The sequence below is a fragment of the Sinorhizobium sp. BG8 genome, from assembly GCF_016864555.1.
In the GTDB taxonomy this organism is placed as follows: Bacteria; Pseudomonadota; Alphaproteobacteria; order Rhizobiales; family Rhizobiaceae; genus BG8.
The window spans coordinates 2,527,482-2,551,140 of the sequence record NZ_CP044011.1; the positions used below are offsets into that span (position 1 = coordinate 2,527,482).

The following is a 23,659-nucleotide window of genomic DNA, read 5'->3' on the forward strand; positions in this document are numbered from 1 at the left end:
AATGTCCCCACCTGAAATCGATGCCGCCATGCACCAGCAGCTCGGCTCCCTCGACGCGAAGGTCGATCGCATCCTTGCCGACCAAGACCAGGCGAGGGCAGACCGGAAGCAGCAATACCAGAAGGCGGAGATGACCGACCGGCGGATTGACGACGTTGACCGCAAGCTCGCTGATCTAGATACCCGCTTGAAGAAAATGGAACCGATCACCGCGGACATCGGACGGTGGAAGGAACGCTTCATCGGAATGCGGCTTTTGATCGTGGTGGTGGCCGCGACATTCGGCGCAACCCTTGCGACCTTCGGCAAGTGGATTGCCGTCAAGCTCGGGCTGAGCTGATCACCAAACCCCGAGCAGCATTCCTATTCGGATGATGATTCCAATCACCGCCGAAAGGCAGACGATCATTCCCAGAGAGTAGATTAGGACGGTGCGGGCCATGCTCGCTATGCTGGTGTATCCTGCCGCATTATGTCAATCGGCCGATGCTCCATACAGAACCAGTCAACCCGCCCCTGGCGCCGGTTCTCAAAGCCGAACGCCCCCACTCCTTGCAGCCCGGATGCTCGCAATAATGCTCGACGTGCAAATTGTCCGTCTTGGTGGAGTTCTTCTCGTCGCTCATTCAGCTTCTTCCCGTCTGCTTTTCATCCTGCGCTCCAGCGCGAGGACATCCTCGATATCCTCCGGCACCATGCCCCGCAGCTTGCCAGCCATGAAGTTTTCATAGGCATCCTCGCAAGCCTTTGCCCCCAGCCGGGACGTCTCCGCTCTCCCGTACCATCCCACGATCAACGTCGGATTCTTCTTGAGCCCGTGCAGGCACGTCAAGTTCCATTCCCAGCTGTTGCTTGGATCATTCGGAGGCTGGATCAGCCTGCCGAAACCGCGCTCCCCATCGTAGGCATGGAAGCCGGTGTCGGATGGGCCATCTTTCACCCAGCGGTATCGCGGCCTGGGGCCTTCCTTGTCCGTCATCGCTGTTTCTCGATCGCTTTTCGAATCGCCGCGTCTGTCTCGGCGTTCGCGTTCATAGCCAGGATGTGATTGTCCGCAAGCGAGGCAATTGCCTGGCAGGCTTCTTCCTCGTTCCAGCCGGCTTGCATGGCGCGCCAGATCAGTTCCTGGAACGCAGCCTCGATTGCTTCCTCGCAATCAAGCGATCGGCAGTGGATGTCTGTTTGGTGAGGTGAGGGGATACTTTGCATCGAGCGCCTCCTATTCTGAGGAGGTAGGGCGCGGCATCAATGTAGGCAAACGAACCGAGTACAGCGTTCTGACACGGCAGACCGGCTTTGCAACACATGAGTGACACGCCGGCCTGTAATCATTGAAAGATCTGGAAGCCTTCCAAGCTGAATACGCGGGTTCGATTCCCGCTACCCGCTCCAGCTCTCCCAATCGCCCGCGAGAGCAACTTGGCGCACGCGCCATCAATGCCGCCGGCGACACTCATGCTTCCAGTTCACCTTGCCGCGAATCTTCCAGCCGATTCGGTGTTCAGCCGAACCTGCTGATCTCTATGGACATCGCGATGGATCTTCGTCAGTTCAGGGGAATGCGGACGCCGCCTGCATCCCGGGGCTGCGCATAGGTCGTGTTGTTCGAGGCGGTGCTTGTGCATCCTGAGAGTGCCAGGAGTGCGGTTGCGACGACGACAAGCAAGGCTCGATTGGGCATGTAACTCTCCAATGCTGAACGGTGGGTGGGGGTGGTCTATGCCTGCGCGGACCAGGAGGCGGCGCACTCGGTTTCTGTGTCGGGGTACGTCTGCTCCTCTGGCTGCCACAGTCGCCAAGGACGTATCCGATCAGAACGCCCGTATCGGGATCGTTGCGCATGCGGTCCCAAAAGGCAAGGGAGCACAGTAGCTCCCGATCGCCCGCGGCGGATGCACCGTCCCATGGGTGAGCAGCCTGAGAGCCGCCATTCCGTGCTCCGAGCCCTAACAATGCGCCATGTCCCTTCTATATTCCTTTGACAGCGTTCGGAGGGCTCAGGTCATGGAAGCATTTCGGGAATTCTCGGCCAGCGCAAACGGCGATCGCTGGTTCGTGGGCAGGGATGAAGGAACGGGTGAACTCGTCGTGCTGCACAGGGCCAATCCGTCGTCCGGCGGCGCCGAGACGATCACTCCGGTGGATCTGTTCCTGGCCACCGATCCTTCGCACCCCGAGCGACAAGCGCTGGCAGCGTTTCTCGAAACGGTCGAGCGCGGGGAGGGAGCGGACAAGACGCAACAGTCCGGGCCTGATCCTGCTGTCGCGGACACGATGCCGGATGAGCCGTCAGGGAAGGCCGATCAGCCGCAGAGGTTTCTCTCCACGGTCATGGGGTTTCTCTCGGGCGTCCGCTGAAGTCCGGTTGTTCGCGGCTGTACGGACGGTCCCGGCCGCTCGAACCCCGGCGGTCACTTCGCCCGTGTGCATTTCACTTCTGTCTAAGGCAAGGAAAAGCTGTAGCTCGGTCTCGTGCAACGCTGGATACCTGGGAAATCGGGGCGAAACTGTCGTGCAGGCAACCGTTTGGTTGTATCGTTCGGTCGAAACCGATGCCATTCGCGCACCGCTCCTCAGTGTTCGCGTGCGCGCTCCCGGCGTGATGCGTCGAGGAACTGTGTCGCGACCGGCGGCGCACCTCATGTCATGAATGAGGAAATTATCGCAAAGCGCTAATCAACGTGACCTTTTGGCAAGCGACATCCGCGGCAGGTCCTGCTGCTTCGCCCGTGGGTCCGTGCCACGATCGCGGCGGCGCTCCTGCTGGCGTGCCCGCGCATTTAGCGCTTGCGCAAACGTTGCGAAAGCCTTAAACGGCTGCCAAACCGGAAGGGCCGGTTCGCCCAACTTTCGTTTACAGGAAAGATTCACATGGCAAAAGGTAAGTTTGAGCGCAATAAGCCTCACGTAAACATTGGCACGATTGGCCACGTTGACCATGGCAAGACGTCGCTGACGGCTGCGATCACCAAGTACTTTGGTGAGTTCAAGGCCTATGACCAGATCGACGCAGCGCCGGAAGAAAAGGCACGCGGCATCACCATCTCGACGGCACACGTCGAGTACGAGACGCCGAACCGCCACTATGCGCACGTCGACTGCCCCGGCCACGCCGACTATGTGAAGAACATGATCACCGGTGCTGCCCAGATGGACGGCGCGATCCTGGTTTGCTCGGCTGCTGACGGCCCGATGCCGCAGACGCGCGAGCACATCCTGCTCGCCCGCCAGGTTGGCGTTCCCGCGATCGTCGTGTTCCTGAACAAGGTCGACCAGGTTGACGACGCCGAGCTCCTCGAGCTCGTCGAGCTGGAAGTTCGCGAACTTCTGTCGTCCTACGAATTCCCGGGCGACGACATTCCGATCATCAAGGGCTCGGCACTTGCCGCTCTCGAAGATTCGGACAAGAAGATCGGCGAAGACGCGATCCGCGAGCTGATGGCAGCGGTTGACGCCTACATCCCGACGCCTGAGCGTCCGATCGACCAGCCGTTCCTGATGCCGATCGAAGACGTGTTCTCGATCTCGGGCCGTGGTACGGTTGTGACCGGCCGCGTCGAGCGCGGTATCGTCAAGGTTGGCGAAGAAGTCGAGATTGTCGGCATCCGCCCGACCTCGAAGACGACTGTTACCGGCGTTGAAATGTTCCGCAAGCTGCTCGACCAGGGCCAGGCCGGCGACAACATCGGCGCACTGGTTCGCGGTGTGAACCGTGACGGCGTCGAGCGTGGCCAGATCCTGTGCAAGCCGGGTTCGGTCAAGCCGCACAAGAAGTTCATGGCTGAAGCCTACATCCTGACGAAGGAAGAAGGCGGCCGTCATACGCCGTTCTTCACGAACTACCGTCCGCAGTTCTACTTCCGCACGACGGACGTGACAGGCATCGTTTCGCTTCCGGAAGGCACGGAAATGGTCATGCCGGGCGACAACGTCACCGTTGCCGTCGAGCTGATCGTTCCGATCGCGATGGAAGAAAAGCTGCGCTTCGCGATCCGCGAAGGCGGCCGCACCGTCGGCGCCGGAATCGTCGCCTCCATCGTCGAGTAATTGCTCGCGCGATCCCCAATAGAGAGCCCCGCCGGAAACGGCGGGGCTTTTGCGTTTCAGGGGGATGATGGCAATCGTGGTCCTGACAGGTGCCTCCGGGGCAGGGAAGACGACGATTGCGCAAGCGGTGCGGGCGGCACGCCCCGACATGCCTGTCCTCCACTTTGACAGTATCGGCGTGCCTGAGACGGCGCGGATGATTTCCGACTTCGGCTCGCCGGAGGCGTGGCAATATGCGATGGTGCTGGAATGGATGCGGCGCCTGAAGGTCTTGAGAAGCGGGGCGTCCGCTGTCCTGTTCGAGGGACAGGCCCGGCTCGCCTTCCTCAAGCACGCTGCAGCGGCGGTCGGCGGCGTGGCCTATCGTCCGATCCTTGTCGATTGCGACGACCAGACCCGGCGGCAGCGGTTACGCGTCAATCGCAACCAGCCGGAACTCGCAACGCAAGACATGATGAACTGGGCGCTCTATCTTCGTAAGGAGGCCGCGGAGTACGGGGCGGACATACTGGATACGTCGGGAATGGCGATCGACGCATCTGTGGCAAGGGTTCTTGCCCGGCTCGATCAGTGAAACATGAAACGGTTGGGAGGAAATATTTGATGACGAAGCGTATTCTGTTCACCGGTGGCTCGGGCAAGGCTGGCCGGCACGTCGTGCCCTATCTAGTCGCGGCCGGATACGACGTTCACAACGTCGATCTCGTTCCTCTTGAGAGCCCCGGCGTCACCAATCTTTTGGCCGACATCACCGATTCGGGTCAGATGTTTAATGCGCTTTCCATGCATCGTTCGCTTCCCGATCTCGACAAGCAGCCGCACGGGCATACCTTCGATGCCGTCGTGCACTTCGCGGCCATTCCGCGCATTCTCATCCGGCCGGACAACGAGACCTTCCGTGTCAACACGATGGGCACGTACAACGTGATCGAGGCGGCCGTGAATCTCGGCGTCAGCAAGGTGATCGTTGCTTCGAGCGAGACCACCTACGGCATCTGCTTTGCCGAGGGAGACAGGGACTTCCACAGTTTCCCGCTGGAGGAAGACTACGACGTCGATCCGATGGATTCCTACGGGTTGTCCAAGGTACTGAACGAGAAGACGGCCCGGGCCTTTGCCGAGCGATTCGGCGCGGACATCTATGCGCTGAGAATCGGCAACGTGATAGAGCCGCATGAATACGATCTGTTCCCCGCCTTCCTCGCCGATCCGCCCCTGCGCAAGCGCAATGCGTGGAACTATGTGGATGCGCGCGACCTTGGCCAGGTAGTGAAGCTCTGCATCGAGAAGGACGGGCTCGGCTATCAGGTGTTCAATGCCGTCAACGACAGCGCCGTGTCGAATCTCCCGTCGAGGGAGCTCGCCGCGCGGTATTTCCCGAACGTGCCGTTCACCCGGGAGATCGGTGAACATGAAGGCCTGATGTCCAACCGCAAGATTCGCGAAGTGCTGGGCTTCCGCGAGGAGCATGACTGGCGGAAATATGTGTTCGTATAGGACGATAGCGGGTCCGCGGGTATGAATAGCGGGGAGGCGGCGATCAATTGTGAAAAAATCTGCATCCCGCCCTTGCCAATTCGTCGGCAGCGCCGTAAAGACGCCCTGCCTCGTGTGATGCTCTTCCGAAGCGAAGGGTTCCAAGGCAGTTAGGGGTATAGCTCAGTTGGTAGAGCGGCGGTCTCCAAAACCGCAGGTCGGGGTTCGAGCCCCTCTGCCCCTGCCACTTCCTCGTCAGCGCAGAGTGTTGCAGCGATGATGGTATCGGCTAACTGGAAGTTTACTTCCGCAGGAACGCAGCGCACTGAAAAACGAAAGCAATTTGGTGCTCTGGGTCATTGGCGTGCGGCTGCTTCTTTCGTTTCGGCGAGAGGGCGGGGCGCTATAAATTCGCGAAAAGTCCGTTTGCCTCTTGTGAAAAAGGGAATCGGGCTTTATGTAAAGCAAAACAGACACGCGGTGCGTGGGGCTGATGTTTCAGCTTTACGCGCCGTAATGGCGTGGGCATTCAATGGCATCGAAGACAAATCCATTTACGTTTCTGCAGCAGGTCCGCTCTGAGACGGCGAAAGTCACTTGGCCGTCGCGACGTGAGACGATGATCTCGACCGTCATGGTTTTGATCATGGTCTTTTTTGCGGCGCTGTTCTTCTTCGCTGCGGACCAACTGATGGGATGGCTGATCGGCCTTATCCTGAACGTCGGCACGTAACTGGTTGGAGATGAGCATGGCTTCGCGTTGGTACATCGTCCACGCCTATTCGAACTTCGAAAAGAAGGTTGCCGAGTCGATCGAGGAGAAGGCGCGTCAGAAGGGGCTCGATCATCTGTTCGAGAAAATCCTGGTTCCGACTGAGAAGGTCGTGGAAGTGCGTCGTGGCCGCAAGGTCGACTCCGAGCGCAAGTTCTTCCCCGGCTACGTCCTGGTTCGTGCGAACCTGACGGACGAGGCCTACCACCTCATCAAGAACACCCCGAAGGTTACGGGGTTCCTTGGGTCCGACAACAAGCCGGTCCCGATTCCGGATTCCGAAGCCGAGCGCATCCTGTCGCAGGTGCAGGATGGCGTCGATCGTCCGAAGCCTTCGGTCTCCTTCGAGATCGGCGAGCAGGTCCGCGTGTCGGATGGTCCGTTCGCGTCGTTCAACGGCGTGGTTCAGGATGTCGACGAGGAGCGTTCGCGCCTCAAGGTCGAAGTCTCGATCTTTGGCCGCGCTACGCCGGTCGAGCTCGAATACGGCCAGGTCGAGAAGATCTGATTTTTGCGCCGGGGAAGCTTTGTGGCTTCCCGCGGCGCGTCTTGAATTCCGGCGCCTCATGGTGCCGGTAGACGGGTGTTCCCGTCATCGCGTGGGAGGGGGAATGGCCTGAAGCCGGGCCTTTCGACCGCACCACGCAACCGCAGCCGCCGGCCCTCGGGTCGGCATTCGTAGGCCGGGAAACCGGTCGTATTTGGAAAGGCAGAGAGAAATGGCTAAGAAAGTTGCAGGCCAGCTCAAGCTGCAGGTCAAGGCAGGATCGGCAAACCCGTCCCCGCCGATTGGTCCTGCGCTCGGTCAGCGTGGCATTAACATCATGGAATTCTGCAAGGCGTTCAATGCCGCCACGCAGGAAATGGAAAAGGGTATGCCGATCCCGGTCGTCATCACCTACTACCAGGACAAGTCCTTCACCTTCGTCATGAAGCAGCCGCCGGTCAGCTACTTCCTGAAGAAGGAAGCGAAGATCCAGTCCGGTTCGAAGCTGCCTGGCAAGACCAAGGCTGGTTCGATCACCAAGGCTCAGGTCAAGACGATTGCCGAAGCCAAGATGAAGGATCTCAACGCTGCCGATATCGAAGGCGCAATGGCCATGATCGAGGGCTCCGCCCGCGCCATGGGCCTGGAAGTGGTAGGTTAAGACCATGGCGAAGCTTGCAAAGCGTATTCAGAAGATCCGTGAAGGCGTCGACCCGACCAAGGTCTATGGCCTCAGCGAAGCCGTAACGATGGTCAAGGAACGGGCTGTCGCCAAGTTCGACGAGACGATCGAAGTCGCGATGAACCTCGGTGTTGATCCGCGTCACGCTGACCAGATGGTCCGCGGCGTCGTCAACCTGCCGAACGGCACTGGCCGCGACGTTCGCGTTGCCGTCTTCGCACGTGGCGCCAAGGCTGATGAAGCCAAGGCTGCTGGTGCAGACGTCATCGGTGCGGAAGATCTCGTCGAGATCGTTCAGGGCGGCAAGATCGATTTCGATCGCTGCATCGCCACCCCGGACATGATGCCGCTCGTCGGCCGCCTCGGTAAGGTTCTCGGCCCGCGTGGCATGATGCCGAACCCGAAGGTCGGAACCGTGACCATGGACGTTGCCGGTGCCGTCAAGGCTTCCAAGGGCGGCGCCGTTGAGTTCCGCGTCGAGAAGGCCGGTATCGTGCATGCCGGCATTGGCAAGGCCTCGTTCGACGTCAAGGCGATCGAAGAGAACATCCGCGCCTTTGCTGATGCGGTCATCAAGGCGAAGCCGGCTGGTGCGAAGGGCAACTACGTCAAGCGCGTAGCGATCTCCTCGACCATGGGCCCGGGCGTCAAGATCGACCCGTCGACGCTCAGCGTCGCATAAAGTTTGGCCGGGCTTCGGCCCGGTTTGGGAGCGGTCCGGAAGGTGCGAGGCACCCTCAAAGGATCGTTCCTCATCAAGAGTTCCCGGCCTTGTCTGGCCGGGAATTTCCGGGGCAACCCGGAACTCCTGTCCGAGATTGCAGGTGGTTATCCCTTAATCACTTTGCCTGCATGAGACGGGTAAGACTCGAGTTTTCGCGCCCCGGCGCAGAATTCGGTTCGAACCTACCTTGCCTTGTGCCGCGACCGGAAACGGTCGAGCGCGAGGGGACAGGATCCTCGAGCGTCGCTCGGGATCTCGTAAAGACGATCCCTTGCGGCAAAGGCAAACCCGATGGGGACTGTGACAGTCACAGCCTCGTCAACTGGAGATAGGCAGTGGAAAGAGCGGAAAAACGCGAATTCGTCACGGAGCTGAACGAAGTCTTCAAGGCTTCCGGTTCAGTCGTCGTGGCCCGCTATGCCGGTATCACGGTTGCACAGATGAACGATCTTCGTTCGAAAATGCGTGCAGCTGGCGGAACCGTCAAAGTCGCGAAGAACCGCCTGGCCAAGATTGCCCTTCAAGGTACGGAGTCGGAAGGGATGTCTGATCTCTTCCAGGGTCAGACGCTCATTGCATACGCGAATGATCCGATGATTGCTCCGAAGGTTGCCATGGATTTCGCCAAGACCAACGACAAGCTCGTTGTTCTCGGTGGCGCCATGGGTGCGACCACTCTCGACGCAGAAGCAGTTAAGTCGCTTGCGACCCTGCCTTCGCTCGACGAGCTTCGTGCAAAGCTCCTGGGCCTGCTTGCAGCCCCGGCAACGCGCGTCGCCACGGTCGTTGCAGCACCGGCAAGCCAGCTTGCACGCGTGTTCGCAGCTTACGCCAAGAAGGACGAAGCCGCTTGAGGCGGTTTTTCGCTGTAAATCAAACAACCCAGTTCGAACCGAACAAAAGGAACTATCAAAATGGCTGATCTCGCAAAGATCGTTGAAGACCTCTCCTCGCTCACCGTGCTCGAAGCCGCTGAGCTTTCGAAGCTCCTCGAAGAAAAGTGGGGCGTTTCCGCCGCTGCTCCGGTAGCTGTTGCTGCTGCTGCTGGCGGTGCAGGTGCTGCTGCAGCTGCTGAAGAAGAAAAGACCGAGTTCGACGTCATCCTCACGGATGCCGGTGCGAACAAGATCAACGTCATCAAGGAAGTCCGCGCCATCACCGGTCTCGGCCTCAAGGAAGCCAAGGACCTCGTCGAAGGCGCTCCGAAGCCGGTCAAGGAAGCTGTTTCCAAGGCTGAAGCAGCGGACCTCAAGAAGAAGCTCGAAGACGCTGGCGCCAAGGTCGACGTCAAGTAATCTTCGCCAATACAGGGGAGGTGGCCAATCGGCCGCCTCCTTCTGGTCGCTTTCGGAACATATTACCCAAAAGCCCCGTGAAACCGGCTTTTGGGTAATGGGTTCTTCAAGAGGATAGTCTCGAACAGGAACGGCGAAGCAAATCCGTGCTCCCGTTGCTGGAAGTGAGACGAGATTGAACGACCCATTGTTTGACGGAGCCGACTGGCCAGCGGTGACCGTCTGTTGCAGGCCCGGATGCAAATTTTAAAGGAGCGACGATGGCTCAGACCCTTTCGTTTAACGGTCGCAGGCGCGTACGCAAGTTTTTTGGTAAGATTCCCGAAGTCGCTGAGATGCCGAACCTGATCGAGGTTCAAAAGGCTTCCTACGACCAGTTTCTCATGGTGGACGAACCCGTTGGCGGCCGTCCGGACGAAGGCCTTCAATCCGTCTTCAAGTCGGTATTTCCGATCACCGACTTCTCGGGCGCGTCCATGCTCGAATTCGTTTCCTACGAGTTCGAACAGCCCAAGTTCGATGTCGACGAGTGCCGTCAGCGCGACCTGACCTACGCAGCTCCCCTCAAGGTGACGCTGCGCCTCATCGTGTTCGATATCGACGAGGATACCGGCGCGAAGTCGATCAAGGACATCAAGGAACAGAACGTCTACATGGGCGACATGCCGCTCATGACCGACAACGGCACGTTCATCGTCAACGGCACCGAGCGCGTCATCGTCTCCCAGATGCACCGCTCGCCGGGCGTGTTCTTCGACCACGACAAGGGCAAGAGCCACTCGTCGGGCAAGCTGCTCTTCGCAGCCCGCGTCATCCCGTACCGCGGCTCCTGGCTCGACATCGAGTTCGACGCCAAGGACATCGTGCATGCCCGTATCGACCGCCGCCGCAAGATCCCGGTGACGTCGCTGCTGATGGCGCTCGGCATGGACGGCGAAGAAATCCTGTCGACCTTCTACACGCAGTCGCTCTACCAGCGCGAAGGTGACGGCTGGCGCATTCCGTTCCAGCCCGACACGCTGAAGGGCCAGAAGGTCCTGGCCGACCTCGTTGACGCCGACACTGGCGAAGTCGTGGTCGAGGCCGGCAAGAAGCTGACCCCGCGTCTGCTGAAGCAGCTCACCGAAAAGGGTCTCAAGGCCCTCAAGGCCACGGATGATGACCTTTACGGCAACTACCTTGCCGAGGATGTCGTCAACATGGCGACCGGTGAGATCTATCTGGAAGCCGGCGACGAGATCGACGAGAAGACACTTCCTGTGATCCTGTCGGCAGGCTTCGACGAGATCCCGGTTCTCGACATCGACCACATCAACGTGGGCGCCTATATCCGCAACACGCTTTCGGCCGACAAGAACGAGAACCGTCAGGACGCTCTGTTCGACATCTACCGCGTCATGCGTCCGGGTGAGCCGCCGACCATGGATTCGGCCGAAGCCATGTTCAACACGCTGTTCTTCGATGCGGAGCGTTACGACCTCTCCGCCGTCGGTCGCGTGAAGATGAACATGCGTCTCGATCTCGACGTCGCCGACACTGTTCGTATCCTGCGCAAGGAAGACATCCTGGCTGTCGTCAAGATGCTCGTCGAACTGCGTGACGGCAAGGGCGAGATCGACGACATCGACAACCTCGGCAACCGTCGTGTCCGTTCGGTCGGCGAGCTGATGGAGAACCAGTACCGTCTCGGCCTGCTTCGCATGGAGCGCGCGATCAAGGAACGTATGTCCTCGATCGAGATCGACACGGTCATGCCGCAGGACCTGATCAATGCGAAGCCGGCAGCTGCTGCCGTTCGCGAATTCTTCGGTTCCTCGCAGCTCTCGCAGTTCATGGACCAGGTGAACCCGCTTTCGGAAATCACTCACAAGCGTCGTCTTTCGGCTCTTGGTCCGGGTGGTCTGACCCGCGAGCGCGCAGGCTTCGAAGTCCGCGACGTTCATCCGACCCACTACGGCCGTATTTGCCCGATCGAAACGCCGGAAGGCCCGAACATCGGTCTGATCAACTCGCTCGCAACCTTCGCCCGCGTCAACAAGTACGGCTTCATCGAGAGCCCGTACCGCAAGATCGTGGACGGCAAGGTGACGACGGACGTGGTCTACCTCTCCGCCATGGAAGAGGCCAAGTACCACGTTGCTCAGGCGAACTCGGTACTCAACGACGACAACTCCTTCTCGGAAGAATTCGTCGTTTGCCGTCACGCCGGCGAAGTTATGCTCGCCCCGCGCGACCAGATCAACCTGATGGACGTTTCGCCGAAGCAGCTCGTTTCGGTAGCGGCCGCGCTCATCCCGTTCCTTGAGAACGACGACGCGAACCGCGCGCTCATGGGTTCGAACATGCAGCGTCAAGCCGTGCCGCTCCTGCGTGCGGAAGCTCCGTTCGTCGGTACCGGCATGGAGCCGGTCGTTGCCCGCGACTCCGGTGCTGCCATCGCGGCCCGCCGCGGCGGCGTTGTCGACCAGGTCGACGCGACGCGTATCGTTATCCGTGCGACCGAAGACCTCGATCCGTCGAAGTCCGGCGTCGACATCTACCGTCTGCAGAAGTTCCAGCGTTCGAACCAGAACACCTGCGTCAACCAGCGTCCGCTGGTCACCGTCGGCGACGTTCTGAACAAGGGCGACATCATCGCGGACGGTCCGTCGACCGACCTCGGCGATCTGGCTCTCGGCCGCAACGCGCTCGTCGCGTTCATGCCGTGGAACGGCTACAACTACGAAGACTCCATCCTGCTCTCCGAGCGGATCGTGTCCGACGACGTGTTCACCTCCATCCACATCGAGGAATTCGAAGTGATGGCGCGTGACACCAAGCTTGGTCCGGAAGAAATCACGCGCGACATTCCGAACGTTTCGGAAGAAGCGCTGAAGAATCTCGACGAAGCAGGCATCGTCTACATCGGTGCGGAAGTTCAGCCGGGCGACATTCTCGTCGGCAAGATCACGCCTAAGGGCGAAAGCCCGATGACGCCGGAAGAAAAGCTTCTGCGCGCCATCTTCGGTGAAAAGGCTTCCGACGTCCGCGACACCTCCATGCGCATGCCCCCGGGCACGTTCGGCACCGTCGTCGAAGTTCGCGTCTTCAATCGCCACGGCGTTGAGAAGGACGAGCGCGCGATGGCGATCGAGCGCGAGGAAATCGAGCGCCTGGCAAAGGACCGCGACGACGAGCAGGCGATCCTCGACCGCAACGTCTACGGCCGTCTGGTCGACATGCTTCGCGGTCACGTGGCTGTTGCCGGCCCCAAGAGCTTCAAGAAGGGCACCGAGCTTTCCAACGCTGTCATCAGCGAATATCCCCGCTCGCAGTGGTGGATGTTTGCCGTCGAGGACGAAAAGGTCCAGGGCGAGATCGAAGCGCTCCGTGGTCAGTACGACGAGTCCAAGTCGCGCCTCGAACAGCGCTTCATGGACAAGGTCGAGAAGGTTCAGCGCGGCGACGAAATGCCTCCGGGCGTCATGAAGATGGTCAAGGTCTTCGTTGCTGTTAAGCGCAAGATCCAGCCGGGCGACAAGATGGCCGGCCGTCACGGCAACAAGGGTGTCGTGTCGCGCATCGTGCCTGTCGAGGACATGCCGTTCCTCGAGGACGGCACGCACGTCGACATCGTGCTGAATCCGCTGGGCGTGCCTTCGCGCATGAACGTCGGTCAGATTCTCGAGACGCACCTTGGTTGGGCTTGTGCCGGCATGGGCAAGCAGATCGGCGAGATGCTGGACGCCTACAAGGCGGGCGGCGAGATCAAGCCGCTTCGCGACACCATCGACAGCGTCATCGGATCCGGTCCGAAGGGCGAGCCGATCAAGCAGTACGACGATGAGTCCATCGTTCGCCTGGCGGAGCAGACCCGCCGCGGCGTATCGATCGCGACGCCGGTCTTCGACGGCGCCGTCGAGAAGGACGTCAACGAGATGCTTTCTCAGGCGGGCCTGAAGGTTACCGGCCAGTCCACGCTTTATGATGGACGTACCGGCGATCAGTTCGACCGTCAGGTGACAGTGGGCTACATCTACATGTTGAAGCTCAACCACCTTGTCGACGACAAGATCCACGCCCGTTCGATCGGTCCTTACTCGCTCGTTACCCAGCAGCCGCTGGGCGGCAAGGCGCAGTTCGGCGGTCAGCGCTTCGGGGAAATGGAAGTCTGGGCGCTCGAGGCCTATGGCGCCGCCTACACCCTGCAGGAAATGCTGACGGTGAAGTCGGACGACGTGGCCGGTCGTACGAAGGTCTACGAAGCGATCGTCAGGGGCGACGACACGTTCGAAGCCGGTATTCCGGAAAGCTTCAACGTTCTCGTCAAGGAAATGCGCTCGCTGGGTCTCAGCGTCGAGTTGGAAAACTCGAAGGTCGACCCGGCTGCAGAAGCAGCGCAGCTTCCGGACGCCGCGGAATAAGTCATATCGGGTGCGCGCTGCCTTGGCGGCGCGCACCGTTCCCGTCCCGCCTGTTCTGGCGTGGCAGGGAAATTGGCCGCTTTGATAGAGCGGCATTATCCGTTTCAGGCAGCGTTTCGGCACCCGGGTATCGCCGTATTCGTTCGCCAAGCTGAGGGCTACGGCCCACGAAGGAGACAGGCATGAACCAAGAGGTCATGAATCTTTTCAATCCGCAGGTGCCTGCGCAGACTTTCGACTCCATCCGGATTTCGATCGCCAGCCCCGAGAAGATTCTCTCCTGGTCTTACGGCGAAATCAAAAAGCCGGAGACGATCAACTACCGCACGTTCAAGCCCGAACGCGACGGCTTGTTCTGCGCGCGCATCTTTGGCCCGATCAAGGACTACGAGTGCCTGTGCGGCAAGTACAAGCGCATGAAGTACAAGGGCATCATCTGCGAAAAGTGCGGCGTCGAAGTCACGCTGTCGCGCGTTCGCCGTGAGCGCATGGGCCACATCGAACTCGCAGCGCCCGTCGCGCACATCTGGTTCCTGAAGTCCCTGCCGAGCCGCATCGCGACCCTGCTCGACATGACGCTGAAGGATGTCGAGCGCGTTCTCTATTTCGAGAACTACATCGTCACCGAGCCAGGCCTGACGGCACTGAAGGAAAACCAGCTCCTCAGCGAAGAGGAGTACATGATCGCGGTCGACGAGTACGGTGAAGACCAGTTCACCGCGATGATCGGCGCCGAGGCGATCTATGAAATGCTCGCCTCGATGAACCTCGAGAAGATCGCCGGCGACCTGCGTTCAGATCTGGCCGACACCACGTCGGATCTCAAGCAGAAGAAGCTGATGAAGCGCCTGAAGATCGTCGAGAACTTCATGGAGTCCGGCAACCGCCCGGAATGGATGATCATGAAGGTCGTTCCGGTCATCCCGCCGGACCTGCGCCCGCTGGTTCCGCTGGACGGCGGCCGTTTCGCGACGTCGGACCTGAACGATCTGTACCGCCGCGTGATCAACCGTAACAACCGTCTGAAGCGCCTCATCGAGCTGCGCGCACCGGGCATCATCATCCGTAACGAGAAGCGCATGCTTCAGGAATCGGTTGACGCCCTGTTCGACAACGGCCGCCGTGGCCGCGTCATCACCGGTGCCAACAAGCGTCCGCTGAAGTCGCTGTCCGACATGCTCAAGGGTAAGCAGGGCCGCTTCCGCCAGAACCTGCTCGGCAAGCGCGTCGACTATTCCGGTCGTTCGGTCATTGTGACGGGTCCGGAACTGAAGCTGCACCAGTGCGGCCTTCCGAAGAAGATGGCGCTCGAACTGTTCAAGCCGTTCATCTACGCCCGTCTCGATGCGAAGGGTTTCTCCTCGACCGTCAAGCAGGCGAAGAAGCTGGTTGAGAAGGAAAAGCCTGAGGTCTGGGATATCCTCGACGAGGTCATCCGCGAGCATCCGGTTCTCCTGAACCGCGCACCGACGCTGCACCGCCTGGGCATCCAGGCCTTCGAACCGATCCTGGTCGAAGGCAAGGCGATCCAGCTGCATCCGCTCGTCTGCACGGCCTTCAACGCCGACTTCGACGGTGACCAGATGGCCGTTCACGTGCCGCTGTCGCTCGAAGCCCAGCTCGAAGCCCGCGTGCTCATGATGTCGACCAACAACATCCTGCACCCGGCGAACGGCGCACCGATCATCGTTCCGTCGCAGGACATGGTTCTCGGCCTCTACTACCTCTCGATCATGAACCAGAACGAGCCGGGCGAAGGCATGGCCTTCTCCGACCTCGGCGAACTTCATCATGCGCTTGAGACGAAGTCGGTCACCCTGCATGCCAAGATCAAGGGCCGCTACAAGACCGTCGACGCCGACGGCAACCCGGTCTCGAAGATCCATGAGACGACTCCTGGCCGCATGATCATCGGCGAACTCCTGCCGAAGAATCCGAACATCCCGTTCGATATCTGCAACCAGGAAATGACCAAGAAGAACATCTCCAAGATGATCGACACGGTCTACCGTCACTGCGGCCAGAAGGACACGGTCATTTTCTGCGACCGGATCATGCAGCTCGGCTTTGCGCACGCTTGCCGCGCCGGCATCTCGTTCGGCAAGGACGACATGGTCATTCCGGATACCAAGGCGAAGATCGTTGCCGACACCGAGTCCCTGGTGAAGGAATACGAGCAGCAGTACAACGACGGTCTGATCACTCAGGGCGAGAAGTACAACAAGGTCGTTGATGCCTGGGGCAAGGCGACCGAAAAGGTCGCCGAAGAGATGATGGCGCGCATCAAGGCGGTCGAGTTTGACGACAATGGTCGCCAGAAGCCGATGAACTCGATCTACATGATGTCGCACTCGGGTGCTCGTGGTTCTCCGAACCAGATGCGCCAGCTGGGCGGCATGCGCGGCCTGATGGCCAAGCCGTCGGGTGAAATCATCGAGACGCCGATCATCTCGAACTTCAAGGAAGGCCTGACCGTGAACGAGTACTTCAACTCGACGCACGGTGCCCGTAAGGGTCTGGCGGACACCGCCTTGAAGACCGCGAACTCCGGTTACCTGACCCGTCGTCTCGTCGACGTGGCGCAGGATTGCATCGTCACGCATGTCGATTGCGGCACCGACAAGGGCCTCACGATGACGGCGATCGTCGATGCCGGCCAGGTCGTGGCTTCGATAGGCACTCGCGTTCTGGGCCGTACCGCTCTCGACGACATCGATCACCCGGTCACGGGTGTCCGCATCGTCGACGCGGGCCGGATGATCCTCGAGGCCGACGTAGTCGAAATCGAAAAGGCTGGCATCCAGTCGATCCGCATTCGTTCGGCGCTAACCTGCGAAATCCAGACCGGTGTCTGCGGCGTCTGCTACGGTCGTGACCTTGCACGCGGTACGCCCGTCAACATGGGCGAAGCCGTTGGCGTCATCGCGGCACAGTCGATCGGTGAACCTGGCACCCAGCTCACCATGCGTACCTTCCACTTGGGCGGCACGGCGACCGTGGTCGACCAGTCGTTCCTGGAAGCGTCGTATGAAGGCACGGTGCAGATCAAGAACCGCAACATGCTGCGCAACTCCGAAGGCGTTCTCGTCGCAATGGGCCGCAACATGGCGATCCAGATCCTGGACGAGCGTGGCGTGGAACGTTCCTCGCAGCGCGTTGCCTACGGTTCGAAGATCTTCGTGGACGATGGCGACAAGGTGAAGCGCGGACAGCGTCTCGCAGAGTGGGACCCCTACACCCGTCCGATGATGACGGAAGTGGAAGGTACCGTTCACTTCGAAGACGTCGTCGACGGCATCTCGGTTCTGGAATCGACCGATGAGTCGACGGGCATCACCAAGCGTTCGGTCATCGACTGGCGCTCGACGCCGCGTGGTACGGACCTGAAGCCGGCAATCGTGATCAAGGACAAGAATGGCGCTGTCGCCAAGCTGTCCCGTGGTGGCGATGCGCGCTTCATGCTCTCCGTCGACGCGATCCTGTCGGTCGAGCCGGGCCAGAAGGTCAGCCAGGGTGACGTGCTTGCACGTTCGCCGCTGGAAAGCGCCAAGACCAAGGACATCACCGGTGGTCTGCCGCGCGTGGCCGAGCTGTTCGAAGCCCGTCGTCCGAAGGACCACGCCATCATCGCAGAGATCGATGGTACGGTTCGCTTCGGCCGCGACTACAAGAACAAGCGTCGCGTGACGATCGAGCCTGCTGAGGACGGTGTCGAGCCGGTCGAGTACCTGATCCCGAAGGGCAAGCCCTTCCATCTTCAGGACGGCGACTACATCGAAAAGGGCGACTACATCCTCGACGGCAACCCGGCACCGCACGACATCCTGGCGATCAAGGGCGTGGAGGCTCTGGCTTCCTATCTCGTGAACGAAATTCAGGAAGTCTATCGTCTGCAGGGCGTTGTCATCAACGACAAGCACATCGAGGTGATCGTTCGTCAGATGCTGCAGAAGGTGGAAATCACCGATGCGGGCGACTCGACCTACATCGTCGGCGACAATGTCGACCGGATCGAGCTCGAAGACGCCAACGACCGCCTGATCGAGGAAGGCAAGAAGCCGGCCTACGGCGACCCGGTCCTGCTGGGTATCACCAAGGCCTCGCTGCAGACCCCGTCCTTCATCTCGGCTGCGTCCTTCCAGGAAACCACCAAGGTTCTCACGGAAGCCGCGATCGCCGGCAAGATGGACGGCCTGCAGGGTCTGAAGGAAAACGTCATCGTCGGTCGTCTGATCCCGGCCGGTACGGGCGGAACCATGACCCAGATCCGCCGCATCGCGACCTCGCGCGACGAGATGATCCTCGACGAGCGCCGCAAGTCGACGGGCGCCGGCGTTGCAACGCCGATGCTTGCCGATCTTGCTGGCAGCGAAGGCGCTGCGGCCGAGTAAAGGCGAGGAGGGGGCTCCGGCTCCCTCTGCTCCAGCCCCCGATATTGAAGAAGCCGCCCGGATTGCTCCGGGCGGCTTCTTTCGTCTTGCCTTGGTGGCACGCGTGTGCCGTCTCGCGGTACTCGCGTATCAGGTGAAGCGTATGATCGCGACTTCGCCTTCGAGCGCGCCCTGGTAAGCGGAAGCGTGAGGCTCCTCGTCGGGGGCGTCCGTCAGCGTGCCGATCTGGTCGAGATCCGCCTCGAGGAAGCCTTCCGCCGAGAGCGCATTCAGCGTCTCGCGTACCGCAGTGTCGTCATCGGGAGCACGCAGCATCACGTGGATGTCGACACCTTCTTCGTCTCCGTCATGTTCATAGGCCTTGCCGATGATGATGAAGACCATCGGCTCGTCGGCGGTGTTGTCGTTGTCAGGGGAGACGCCCATTGTTCATCCTTCGCATGTCTGGGATTTTTCGGTTCCTATAGGCCCTTCGTCCATGGAACCCAAATAGAATCGCGCCGTCTTCGAAAAAGACAAGGCCCGGGCAGGGAATCGGTCGGACCGTGAATAAACAAATTTCGCCGGTTGATTCTAAATTTACGAAACTTTAGGAATCATATCGAAGAAGTGCAGGTACCAAACGGTCCAGGCGACTGGTCGGAAGGGGCGGGGATTGCCGCCAAACCTCCGGCTTTGCAGGCGTTGCCGCCGGTTGCGGGCAAGATTCTTTCGCCGCGCCCCTTGACGTATTCCCCTTTAAACAGTAGACCGCACGCCATCAGAGCCCATGTGAGGCTGGCTGGTTCGGAACGACTCGTTCTGGAGTTCGCCTCAAACAAGGTTCTTTACGCACGTTGAGACATGAATGCTGCACGCACGACGCGGATATAGCGCGTCCTCTGCCTTTTAGGGGCCATCCGCGGAAAAGTGGATCGGCCTTGTTTTGCGCATGAAAGGCAATCGTGTGGCAGTCGCCGGAGACGGCATTGATCCGCCCGAAAGGGTAACGAGACAAGATTTTGCAAGGGATGGTTATATGCCTACCGTAAACCAGCTGATCCGCAAGCCGCGTCAGGCACAGGTAAAGCGCAACAAGGTTCCTGCTCTGCAGGAAAACCCGCAGAAGCGTGGCGTTTGCACCCGCGTTTACACGACGACCCCGAAGAAGCCGAACTCGGCTCTGCGTAAGGTTGCCAAGATCCGCCTGACCAACGGCTTCGAAGTCATCGGTTACATTCCGGGTGAAGGTCACAACCTGCAGGAACACTCCGTTGTCATGATCCGTGGCGGCCGCGTGAAGGACCTTCCGGGTGTGCGTTACCACATCATCCGCGGCGTTCTCGACACCCAGGGCGTCAAGAACCGCAAGCAGCGCCGTTCGAAGTACGGTGCGAAGCGTCCGAAGTAACCAGTAACCGGCGCCATTTCGCCGGATCCAAAAATTCAAAGTTGAGAGACGAAAACGATGTCCCGTCGTCATAGAGCAGAAAAGCGCGAGATTAACCCGGATCCGAAGTTCGGTGATCTCGTCGTCACGAAATTCATGAACGCCATCATGCTTGATGGTAAGAAGTCCGTCGCCGAAACCATCGTTTACGGTGCGTTCGATGCCGTACAGGGCAAGTCGAAGCAGGAGCCGCTGGGTATCTTCCATCAGGCCCTGGACAATGTAGCGCCGCACGTCGAAGTGCGTTCGCGCCGCGTTGGTGGTGCGACCTACCAGGTCCCCGTCGACGTCCGTCCGGAGCGCCGTCAGGCTCTGGCGATCCGTTGGCTGATCGCGGCTGCTCGCAAGCGTAACGAAACGACCATGGTCGAGCGCCTTTCCGGCGAACTCATGGACGCAGCGAACAACCGTGGCAGCGCCGTCAAGAAGCGCGAAGACACGCACAAGATGGCTGATGCCAACCGTGCGTTCTCGCACTACCGCTGGTAATCTCGAGAGGCAGTCCACAATGGCACGCGAATACAAAATCGAAGACTACCGTAACTTCGGTATCATGGCGCACATCGACGCCGGCAAGACGACGACGACCGAACGCATCCTTTACTACACCGGCAAGTCCCACAAGATCGGCGAAGTCCATGACGGCGCCGCTACGATGGACTGGATGGAGCAGGAGCAGGAACGCGGTATCACCATCACGTCTGCTGCCACCACGACCTTCTGGAAGGGCCGTGACGGCAAGATGCGCCGCTTCAACATCATCGACACCCCGGCCACGTTGACTTCACCATCGAAGTCGAGCGTTCGCTGCGCGTTCTCGACGGCGCAATCGCGCTGCTCGATGCCAACGCCGGCGTTGAGCCGCAGACGGAAACCGTCTGGCGTCAGGCCGAGAAGTATCATGTTCCGCGCATGATCTTCTGCAACAAGATGGACAAGACCGGCGCTGACTTCTACCGCTCGGTCGAGATGATCAAGACCCGTCTCGGTGCGACCGCTGTCGTCATGCAGCTGCCGATCGGCGCTGAGACCGAATTCAAGGGCGTCATCGACCTGATCGAGATGAACGCACTCATCTGGCGCGACGAATCGCTCGGCGCCCAGTGGGACGTCGTCGAGATCCCGGAAGACATGAAGGCCAAGGCGGAAGAATACCGCGAGAAGCTCATCGAGACCGTCGTCGAAATCGACGAAGCCGCGATGGAAGCCTATCTCGAAGGTGAGATGCCGTCCAACGACAAGATCCGCGAACTCGTTCGCCGCGGCACCATCGACGTGAAGTTCCACCCGATGTTCTGCGGTACTGCGTTCAAGAACAAGGGCGTACAGCCGCTTCTCGATGCCGTCGTGGACTTCCTGCCGTCGCCGGCAGACATCCCGGCCATCAAGGGCGTGGACGTCAAGACCGAAGCCGAAATTGAGCGTCATGCTTCTGACGAAGAGCCGCTTTCGATGCTCGCCTTCAAGATCATGAACGACCCCTTCGTCGGTTCGCTCACCTTCGCCCGCATCTACTCCGGCAAGCTCGAGAAGGGCACGTCGGTCATGAACACGGTCAAGGAAAAGCGCGAGCGCGTCGGCCGCATGCTGCAGATGCACTCGAACTCCCGTGAAGACATCGAAGAAGCCTTTGCAGGCGACATCGTTGCTCTCGCCGGCCTCAAGGAAACCACGACTGGCGATACGCTCTGCGATCCCCTGAAGCCGGTTATCCTCGAGCGCATGGAATTCCCGGAGCCGGTCATTCAGATCGCGATCGAGCCGAAGACCAAGGGCGACCAGGAAAAGATGGGCCTCGCGCTCAACCGCCTGGCAGCCGAAGATCCGTCCTTCCGCGTCAAGACCGACGAAGAGTCCGGCCAGACGATCATCGCAGGCATGGGTGAACTCCACCTCGACATTCTCGTCGACCGCATGCGTCGCGAGTTCAAGGTCGAAGCAACCGTCGGCGCGCCGCAGGTTGCCTACCGCGAAACGATCACGAAGAAGCACGAGGAAGACTACACCCACAAGAAGCAGTCGGGTGGTACCGGTCAGTTCGCCCGCGTCAAGTTGGTGTTCGAACCGAACCCGGAAGGCGAAGACTTCGTTTTCGAATCCAAGATCGTCGGTGGTGCTGTTCCGAAGGAATACATCCCGGGCGTTCAGAAGGGTATCGAGAGCGTTCTTTCTTCCGGTCCGCTGGCAGGCTTCCCGATGCTCGGCGTCAAGGCGACGCTCATCGACGGTGCGTTCCACGACGTCGACTCGTCGGTTCTGGCGTTCGAAATCGCTTCCCGCGCCTGCTTCCGTGAAGCAGCGAAGAAGGCTGGTGCACAGCTCCTCGAGCCGATGATGAAGGTCGAGGTTGTGACCCCGGAAGACTACGTCGGTGATGTCATCGGCGACCTGAACTCCCGTCGTGGCCAGATCCAGGGCCAGGAATCGCGCGGCGTCGCGGTTGTTATCAACGCGCATGTCCCGCTGGCGAACATGTTCAAGTACGTCGACAACCTGCGCTCCATGTCGCAGGGTCGCGCTCAGTACACGATGCTGTTCGATCACTATGCGCCGGTTCCGACGAACGTCGCACAGGAAATTCAAGCCAAGTACTCCGGTCAGAAGTGACCGGAGACAGCCGCCAGTAACAGAATTGAACGAATTCCCCGCTAGGGGACAGAAATGGAGAGCCGGAAATGGCAAAAGGTAAGTTTGAGCGCAATAAGCCTCACGTAAACATTGGCACGATTGGCCACGTTGACCATGGCAAGACGTCGCTGACGGCTGCGATCACCAAGTACTTTGGTGAGTTCAAGGCCTATGACCAGATCGACGCAGCGCCGGAAGAAAAGGCACGCGGCATCACCATCTCGACGGCACACGTCGAGTACGAGACGCCGAACCGCCACTATGCGCACGTCGACTGCCCCGGCCACGCCGACTATGTGAAGAACATGATCACCGGTGCTGCCCAGATGGACGGCGCGATCCTGGTTTGCTCGGCTGCTGACGGCCCGATGCCGCAGACGCGCGAGCACATCCTGCTCGCCCGCCAGGTTGGCGTTCCCGCGATCGTCGTGTTCCTGAACAAGGTCGACCAGGTTGACGACGCCGAGCTCCTCGAGCTCGTCGAGCTGGAAGTTCGCGAACTTCTGTCGTCCTACGAATTCCCGGGCGACGACATTCCGATCATCAAGGGCTCGGCACTTGCCGCTCTCGAAGATTCGGACAAGAAGATCGGCGAAGACGCGATCCGCGAGCTGATGGCAGCGGTTGACGCCTACATCCCGACGCCTGAGCGTCCGATCGACCAGCCGTTCCTGATGCCGATCGAAGACGTGTTCTCGATCTCGGGCCGTGGTACGGTTGTGACCGGCCGCGTCGAGCGCGGTATCGTCAAGGTTGGCGAAGAAGTCGAGATTGTCGGCATCCGCCCGACCTCGAAGACGACTGTTACCGGCGTTGAAATGTTCCGCAAGCTGCTCGACCAGGGCCAGGCCGGCGACAACATCGGCGCACTGGTTCGCGGTGTGAACCGTGACGGCGTCGAGCGTGGCCAGATCCTGTGCAAGCCGGGTTCGGTCAAGCCGCACAAGAAGTTCATGGCTGAAGCCTACATCCTGACGAAGGAAGAAGGCGGCCGTCATACGCCGTTCTTCACGAACTACCGTCCGCAGTTCTACTTCCGCACGACGGACGTGACAGGCATCGTTTCGCTTCCGGAAGGCACGGAAATGGTCATGCCGGGCGACAACGTCACCGTTGCCGTCGAGCTGATCGTTCCGATCGCGATGGAAGAAAAGCTGCGCTTCGCGATCCGCGAAGGCGGCCGCACCGTCGGCGCCGGCATCGTCGCCTCCATCGTCGAGTAAGTCAGGCCGGTCCGGCCGTTTCGAGAAAAGGGGCAGGGGTCACCCTGTCCCTCCGATCTTTGATAGAAGCGGCCGGCCGAACGTTAATAGAAGTTCAATGTG

General features: G+C 60.1%; 20 protein-coding genes, 1 tRNA gene and 1 pseudogene. 18 read left to right on the forward strand and 4 right to left on the reverse strand.

What is annotated here, in order from left to right:
• Nucleotide 1 precedes the first annotated feature (1 nt).
• Complete coding sequence (locus F3Y30_RS11945; protein ID WP_203422939.1) at nucleotides 2-340, forward strand: DUF1515 family protein; 339 nt, start codon at nucleotides 2-4, stop codon at nucleotides 338-340.
• Nucleotides 341-622: 282 nt separating this feature from the next.
• Here F3Y30_RS11945 and F3Y30_RS11950 read toward each other — a convergent pair whose 3' ends face one another.
• The 3 genes from F3Y30_RS11950 to F3Y30_RS26605 form a co-directional block, all read right to left on the reverse strand.
• Nucleotides 623-979: a hypothetical protein gene (locus tag F3Y30_RS11950; RefSeq protein WP_203422940.1), complete on the reverse strand. Its 357-nt coding sequence runs from the start codon at nucleotides 977-979 to the stop codon at nucleotides 623-625.
• Nucleotides 976-1,209, reverse strand: coding sequence for a hypothetical protein (locus F3Y30_RS11955; protein ID WP_203422941.1), 234 nt, complete (start codon nucleotides 1,207-1,209; stop codon nucleotides 976-978). Before F3Y30_RS11955 ends, F3Y30_RS11950 begins: the two co-directional genes overlap by 4 nt.
• Nucleotides 1,210-1,546: 337 nt before the next feature.
• Entirely contained in the window at nucleotides 1,547-1,681 is a 135-nt protein-coding gene (locus F3Y30_RS26605; protein ID WP_281435379.1) for a hypothetical protein, read from the reverse strand.
• Nucleotides 1,682-2,004: 323 nt separating this feature from the next.
• On the opposite strand from F3Y30_RS26605, the gene F3Y30_RS11960 reads away from it, so the two are divergent.
• From F3Y30_RS11960 to rpoC, 13 genes are all read left to right on the forward strand, one after another.
• Nucleotides 2,005-2,358: a hypothetical protein gene (locus F3Y30_RS11960; protein ID WP_203422942.1), complete on the forward strand. Its 354-nt coding sequence runs from the start codon at nucleotides 2,005-2,007 to the stop codon at nucleotides 2,356-2,358.
• A 513-nt stretch (nucleotides 2,359-2,871) separates the two neighbouring features.
• Nucleotides 2,872-4,047 (forward strand): elongation factor Tu, encoded by a 1,176-nt coding sequence (tuf, locus tag F3Y30_RS11965; RefSeq protein WP_203422943.1) that lies wholly within the window; start codon nucleotides 2,872-2,874, stop codon nucleotides 4,045-4,047.
• A gap of 67 nt (nucleotides 4,048-4,114) precedes the next feature.
• Nucleotides 4,115-4,621: an AAA family ATPase gene (locus F3Y30_RS11970; RefSeq protein WP_203422944.1), complete on the forward strand. Its 507-nt coding sequence runs from the start codon at nucleotides 4,115-4,117 to the stop codon at nucleotides 4,619-4,621.
• Between the two features lie 29 nt (nucleotides 4,622-4,650).
• Nucleotides 4,651-5,544, forward strand: a complete 894-nt coding sequence (locus F3Y30_RS11975) for an NAD(P)-dependent oxidoreductase (RefSeq protein WP_203422945.1) — start codon at nucleotides 4,651-4,653, stop codon at nucleotides 5,542-5,544.
• Between the two features lie 151 nt (nucleotides 5,545-5,695).
• A tRNA-Trp gene (locus F3Y30_RS11980) sits at nucleotides 5,696-5,770 on the forward strand.
• Nucleotides 5,771-6,055: 285 nt separating this feature from the next.
• Nucleotides 6,056-6,256, forward strand: coding sequence for a preprotein translocase subunit SecE (gene secE / locus F3Y30_RS11985; RefSeq protein ID WP_203422946.1), 201 nt, complete (start codon nucleotides 6,056-6,058; stop codon nucleotides 6,254-6,256).
• A gap of 16 nt (nucleotides 6,257-6,272) precedes the next feature.
• Nucleotides 6,273-6,803 (forward strand): transcription termination/antitermination protein NusG, encoded by a 531-nt coding sequence (gene nusG, locus F3Y30_RS11990; RefSeq protein ID WP_203422947.1) that lies wholly within the window; start codon nucleotides 6,273-6,275, stop codon nucleotides 6,801-6,803.
• 211 nt (nucleotides 6,804-7,014) lie between these two features.
• The gene (rplK, locus tag F3Y30_RS11995) at nucleotides 7,015-7,443 is read left to right on the forward strand and encodes a 50S ribosomal protein L11 (protein WP_203422948.1); all 429 of its coding nucleotides are present in this window, start codon (nucleotides 7,015-7,017) and stop codon (nucleotides 7,441-7,443) included.
• A gap of 4 nt (nucleotides 7,444-7,447) precedes the next feature.
• Nucleotides 7,448-8,146: a 50S ribosomal protein L1 gene (rplA, locus tag F3Y30_RS12000; RefSeq protein ID WP_203422949.1), complete on the forward strand. Its 699-nt coding sequence runs from the start codon at nucleotides 7,448-7,450 to the stop codon at nucleotides 8,144-8,146.
• A gap of 377 nt (nucleotides 8,147-8,523) precedes the next feature.
• Nucleotides 8,524-9,042 carry a 50S ribosomal protein L10 gene (gene rplJ, locus F3Y30_RS12005; RefSeq protein ID WP_203422950.1) on the forward strand — a complete coding sequence of 173 codons (519 nt, stop codon included), beginning with the start codon at nucleotides 8,524-8,526 and terminating at the stop codon, nucleotides 9,040-9,042.
• Nucleotides 9,043-9,102: 60 nt separating this feature from the next.
• Nucleotides 9,103-9,483 carry a 50S ribosomal protein L7/L12 gene (gene rplL, locus F3Y30_RS12010; protein WP_203422951.1) on the forward strand — a complete coding sequence of 127 codons (381 nt, stop codon included), beginning with the start codon at nucleotides 9,103-9,105 and terminating at the stop codon, nucleotides 9,481-9,483.
• Nucleotides 9,484-9,743: 260 nt separating this feature from the next.
• Complete coding sequence (gene rpoB / locus F3Y30_RS12015; protein WP_203422952.1) at nucleotides 9,744-13,886, forward strand: DNA-directed RNA polymerase subunit beta; 4,143 nt, start codon at nucleotides 9,744-9,746, stop codon at nucleotides 13,884-13,886.
• Nucleotides 13,887-14,068: 182 nt separating this feature from the next.
• Nucleotides 14,069-18,277: a DNA-directed RNA polymerase subunit beta' gene (rpoC, locus tag F3Y30_RS12020; RefSeq protein WP_203422953.1), complete on the forward strand. Its 4,209-nt coding sequence runs from the start codon at nucleotides 14,069-14,071 to the stop codon at nucleotides 18,275-18,277.
• 129 nt (nucleotides 18,278-18,406) lie between these two features.
• On the opposite strand, the gene F3Y30_RS12025 is transcribed toward rpoC, so the two are convergent.
• Nucleotides 18,407-18,703, reverse strand: a complete 297-nt coding sequence (locus tag F3Y30_RS12025; RefSeq protein WP_203422954.1) for a transcriptional regulator — start codon at nucleotides 18,701-18,703, stop codon at nucleotides 18,407-18,409.
• Between the two features lie 592 nt (nucleotides 18,704-19,295).
• On the opposite strand from F3Y30_RS12025, the gene rpsL reads away from it, so the two are divergent.
• The 4 genes and pseudogenes from rpsL (at nucleotide 19,296) to tuf (F3Y30_RS12045) (ending at nucleotide 23,557) form a co-directional block, all read left to right on the forward strand.
• Nucleotides 19,296-19,667, forward strand: a complete 372-nt coding sequence (rpsL, locus tag F3Y30_RS12030) for a 30S ribosomal protein S12 (protein WP_003507760.1) — start codon at nucleotides 19,296-19,298, stop codon at nucleotides 19,665-19,667.
• Nucleotides 19,668-19,724: 57 nt separating this feature from the next.
• A complete protein-coding gene (gene rpsG / locus F3Y30_RS12035; RefSeq protein ID WP_203422955.1) occupies nucleotides 19,725-20,195 on the forward strand; it encodes a 30S ribosomal protein S7 in 471 nt (156 codons plus the stop codon).
• A 19-nt stretch (nucleotides 20,196-20,214) separates the two neighbouring features.
• A pseudogene (gene fusA / locus F3Y30_RS12040) lies at nucleotides 20,215-22,313 on the forward strand (elongation factor G).
• Between the two features lie 68 nt (nucleotides 22,314-22,381).
• The gene (gene tuf, locus F3Y30_RS12045) at nucleotides 22,382-23,557 is read left to right on the forward strand and encodes an elongation factor Tu (RefSeq protein WP_203422943.1); all 1,176 of its coding nucleotides are present in this window, start codon (nucleotides 22,382-22,384) and stop codon (nucleotides 23,555-23,557) included.
• The last annotated feature ends 102 nt before the right edge of the window (nucleotides 23,558-23,659 follow it).

Coding starts and splice junctions, on each gene's coding strand:
- F3Y30_RS11945 (WP_203422939.1), top strand. CDS start 2: ATGTCCCCACCTGAAATCGATGCCGCCATGCACCAGCAGCTCGGCTCC.
- F3Y30_RS11950 (WP_203422940.1), bottom strand. CDS start 979: ATGACGGACAAGGAAGGCCCCAGGCCGCGATACCGCTGGGTGAAAGAT.
- F3Y30_RS11955 (WP_203422941.1), bottom strand. CDS start 1,209: ATGCAAAGTATCCCCTCACCTCACCAAACAGACATCCACTGCCGATCG.
- F3Y30_RS26605 (WP_281435379.1), bottom strand. CDS start 1,681: ATGCCCAATCGAGCCTTGCTTGTCGTCGTCGCAACCGCACTCCTGGCA.
- F3Y30_RS11960 (WP_203422942.1), top strand. CDS start 2,005: ATGGAAGCATTTCGGGAATTCTCGGCCAGCGCAAACGGCGATCGCTGG.
- tuf (WP_203422943.1), top strand. CDS start 2,872: ATGGCAAAAGGTAAGTTTGAGCGCAATAAGCCTCACGTAAACATTGGC.
- F3Y30_RS11970 (WP_203422944.1), top strand. CDS start 4,115: ATGGCAATCGTGGTCCTGACAGGTGCCTCCGGGGCAGGGAAGACGACG.
- F3Y30_RS11975 (WP_203422945.1), top strand. CDS start 4,651: ATGACGAAGCGTATTCTGTTCACCGGTGGCTCGGGCAAGGCTGGCCGG.
- secE (WP_203422946.1), top strand. CDS start 6,056: ATGGCATCGAAGACAAATCCATTTACGTTTCTGCAGCAGGTCCGCTCT.
- nusG (WP_203422947.1), top strand. CDS start 6,273: ATGGCTTCGCGTTGGTACATCGTCCACGCCTATTCGAACTTCGAAAAG.
- rplK (WP_203422948.1), top strand. CDS start 7,015: ATGGCTAAGAAAGTTGCAGGCCAGCTCAAGCTGCAGGTCAAGGCAGGA.
- rplA (WP_203422949.1), top strand. CDS start 7,448: ATGGCGAAGCTTGCAAAGCGTATTCAGAAGATCCGTGAAGGCGTCGAC.
- rplL (WP_203422951.1), top strand. CDS start 9,103: ATGGCTGATCTCGCAAAGATCGTTGAAGACCTCTCCTCGCTCACCGTG.
- rpoB (WP_203422952.1), top strand. CDS start 9,744: ATGGCTCAGACCCTTTCGTTTAACGGTCGCAGGCGCGTACGCAAGTTT.
- rpoC (WP_203422953.1), top strand. CDS start 14,069: ATGAACCAAGAGGTCATGAATCTTTTCAATCCGCAGGTGCCTGCGCAG.
- F3Y30_RS12025 (WP_203422954.1), bottom strand. CDS start 18,703: ATGGGCGTCTCCCCTGACAACGACAACACCGCCGACGAGCCGATGGTC.
- rpsL (WP_003507760.1), top strand. CDS start 19,296: ATGCCTACCGTAAACCAGCTGATCCGCAAGCCGCGTCAGGCACAGGTA.
- rpsG (WP_203422955.1), top strand. CDS start 19,725: ATGTCCCGTCGTCATAGAGCAGAAAAGCGCGAGATTAACCCGGATCCG.
- tuf (WP_203422943.1), top strand. CDS start 22,382: ATGGCAAAAGGTAAGTTTGAGCGCAATAAGCCTCACGTAAACATTGGC.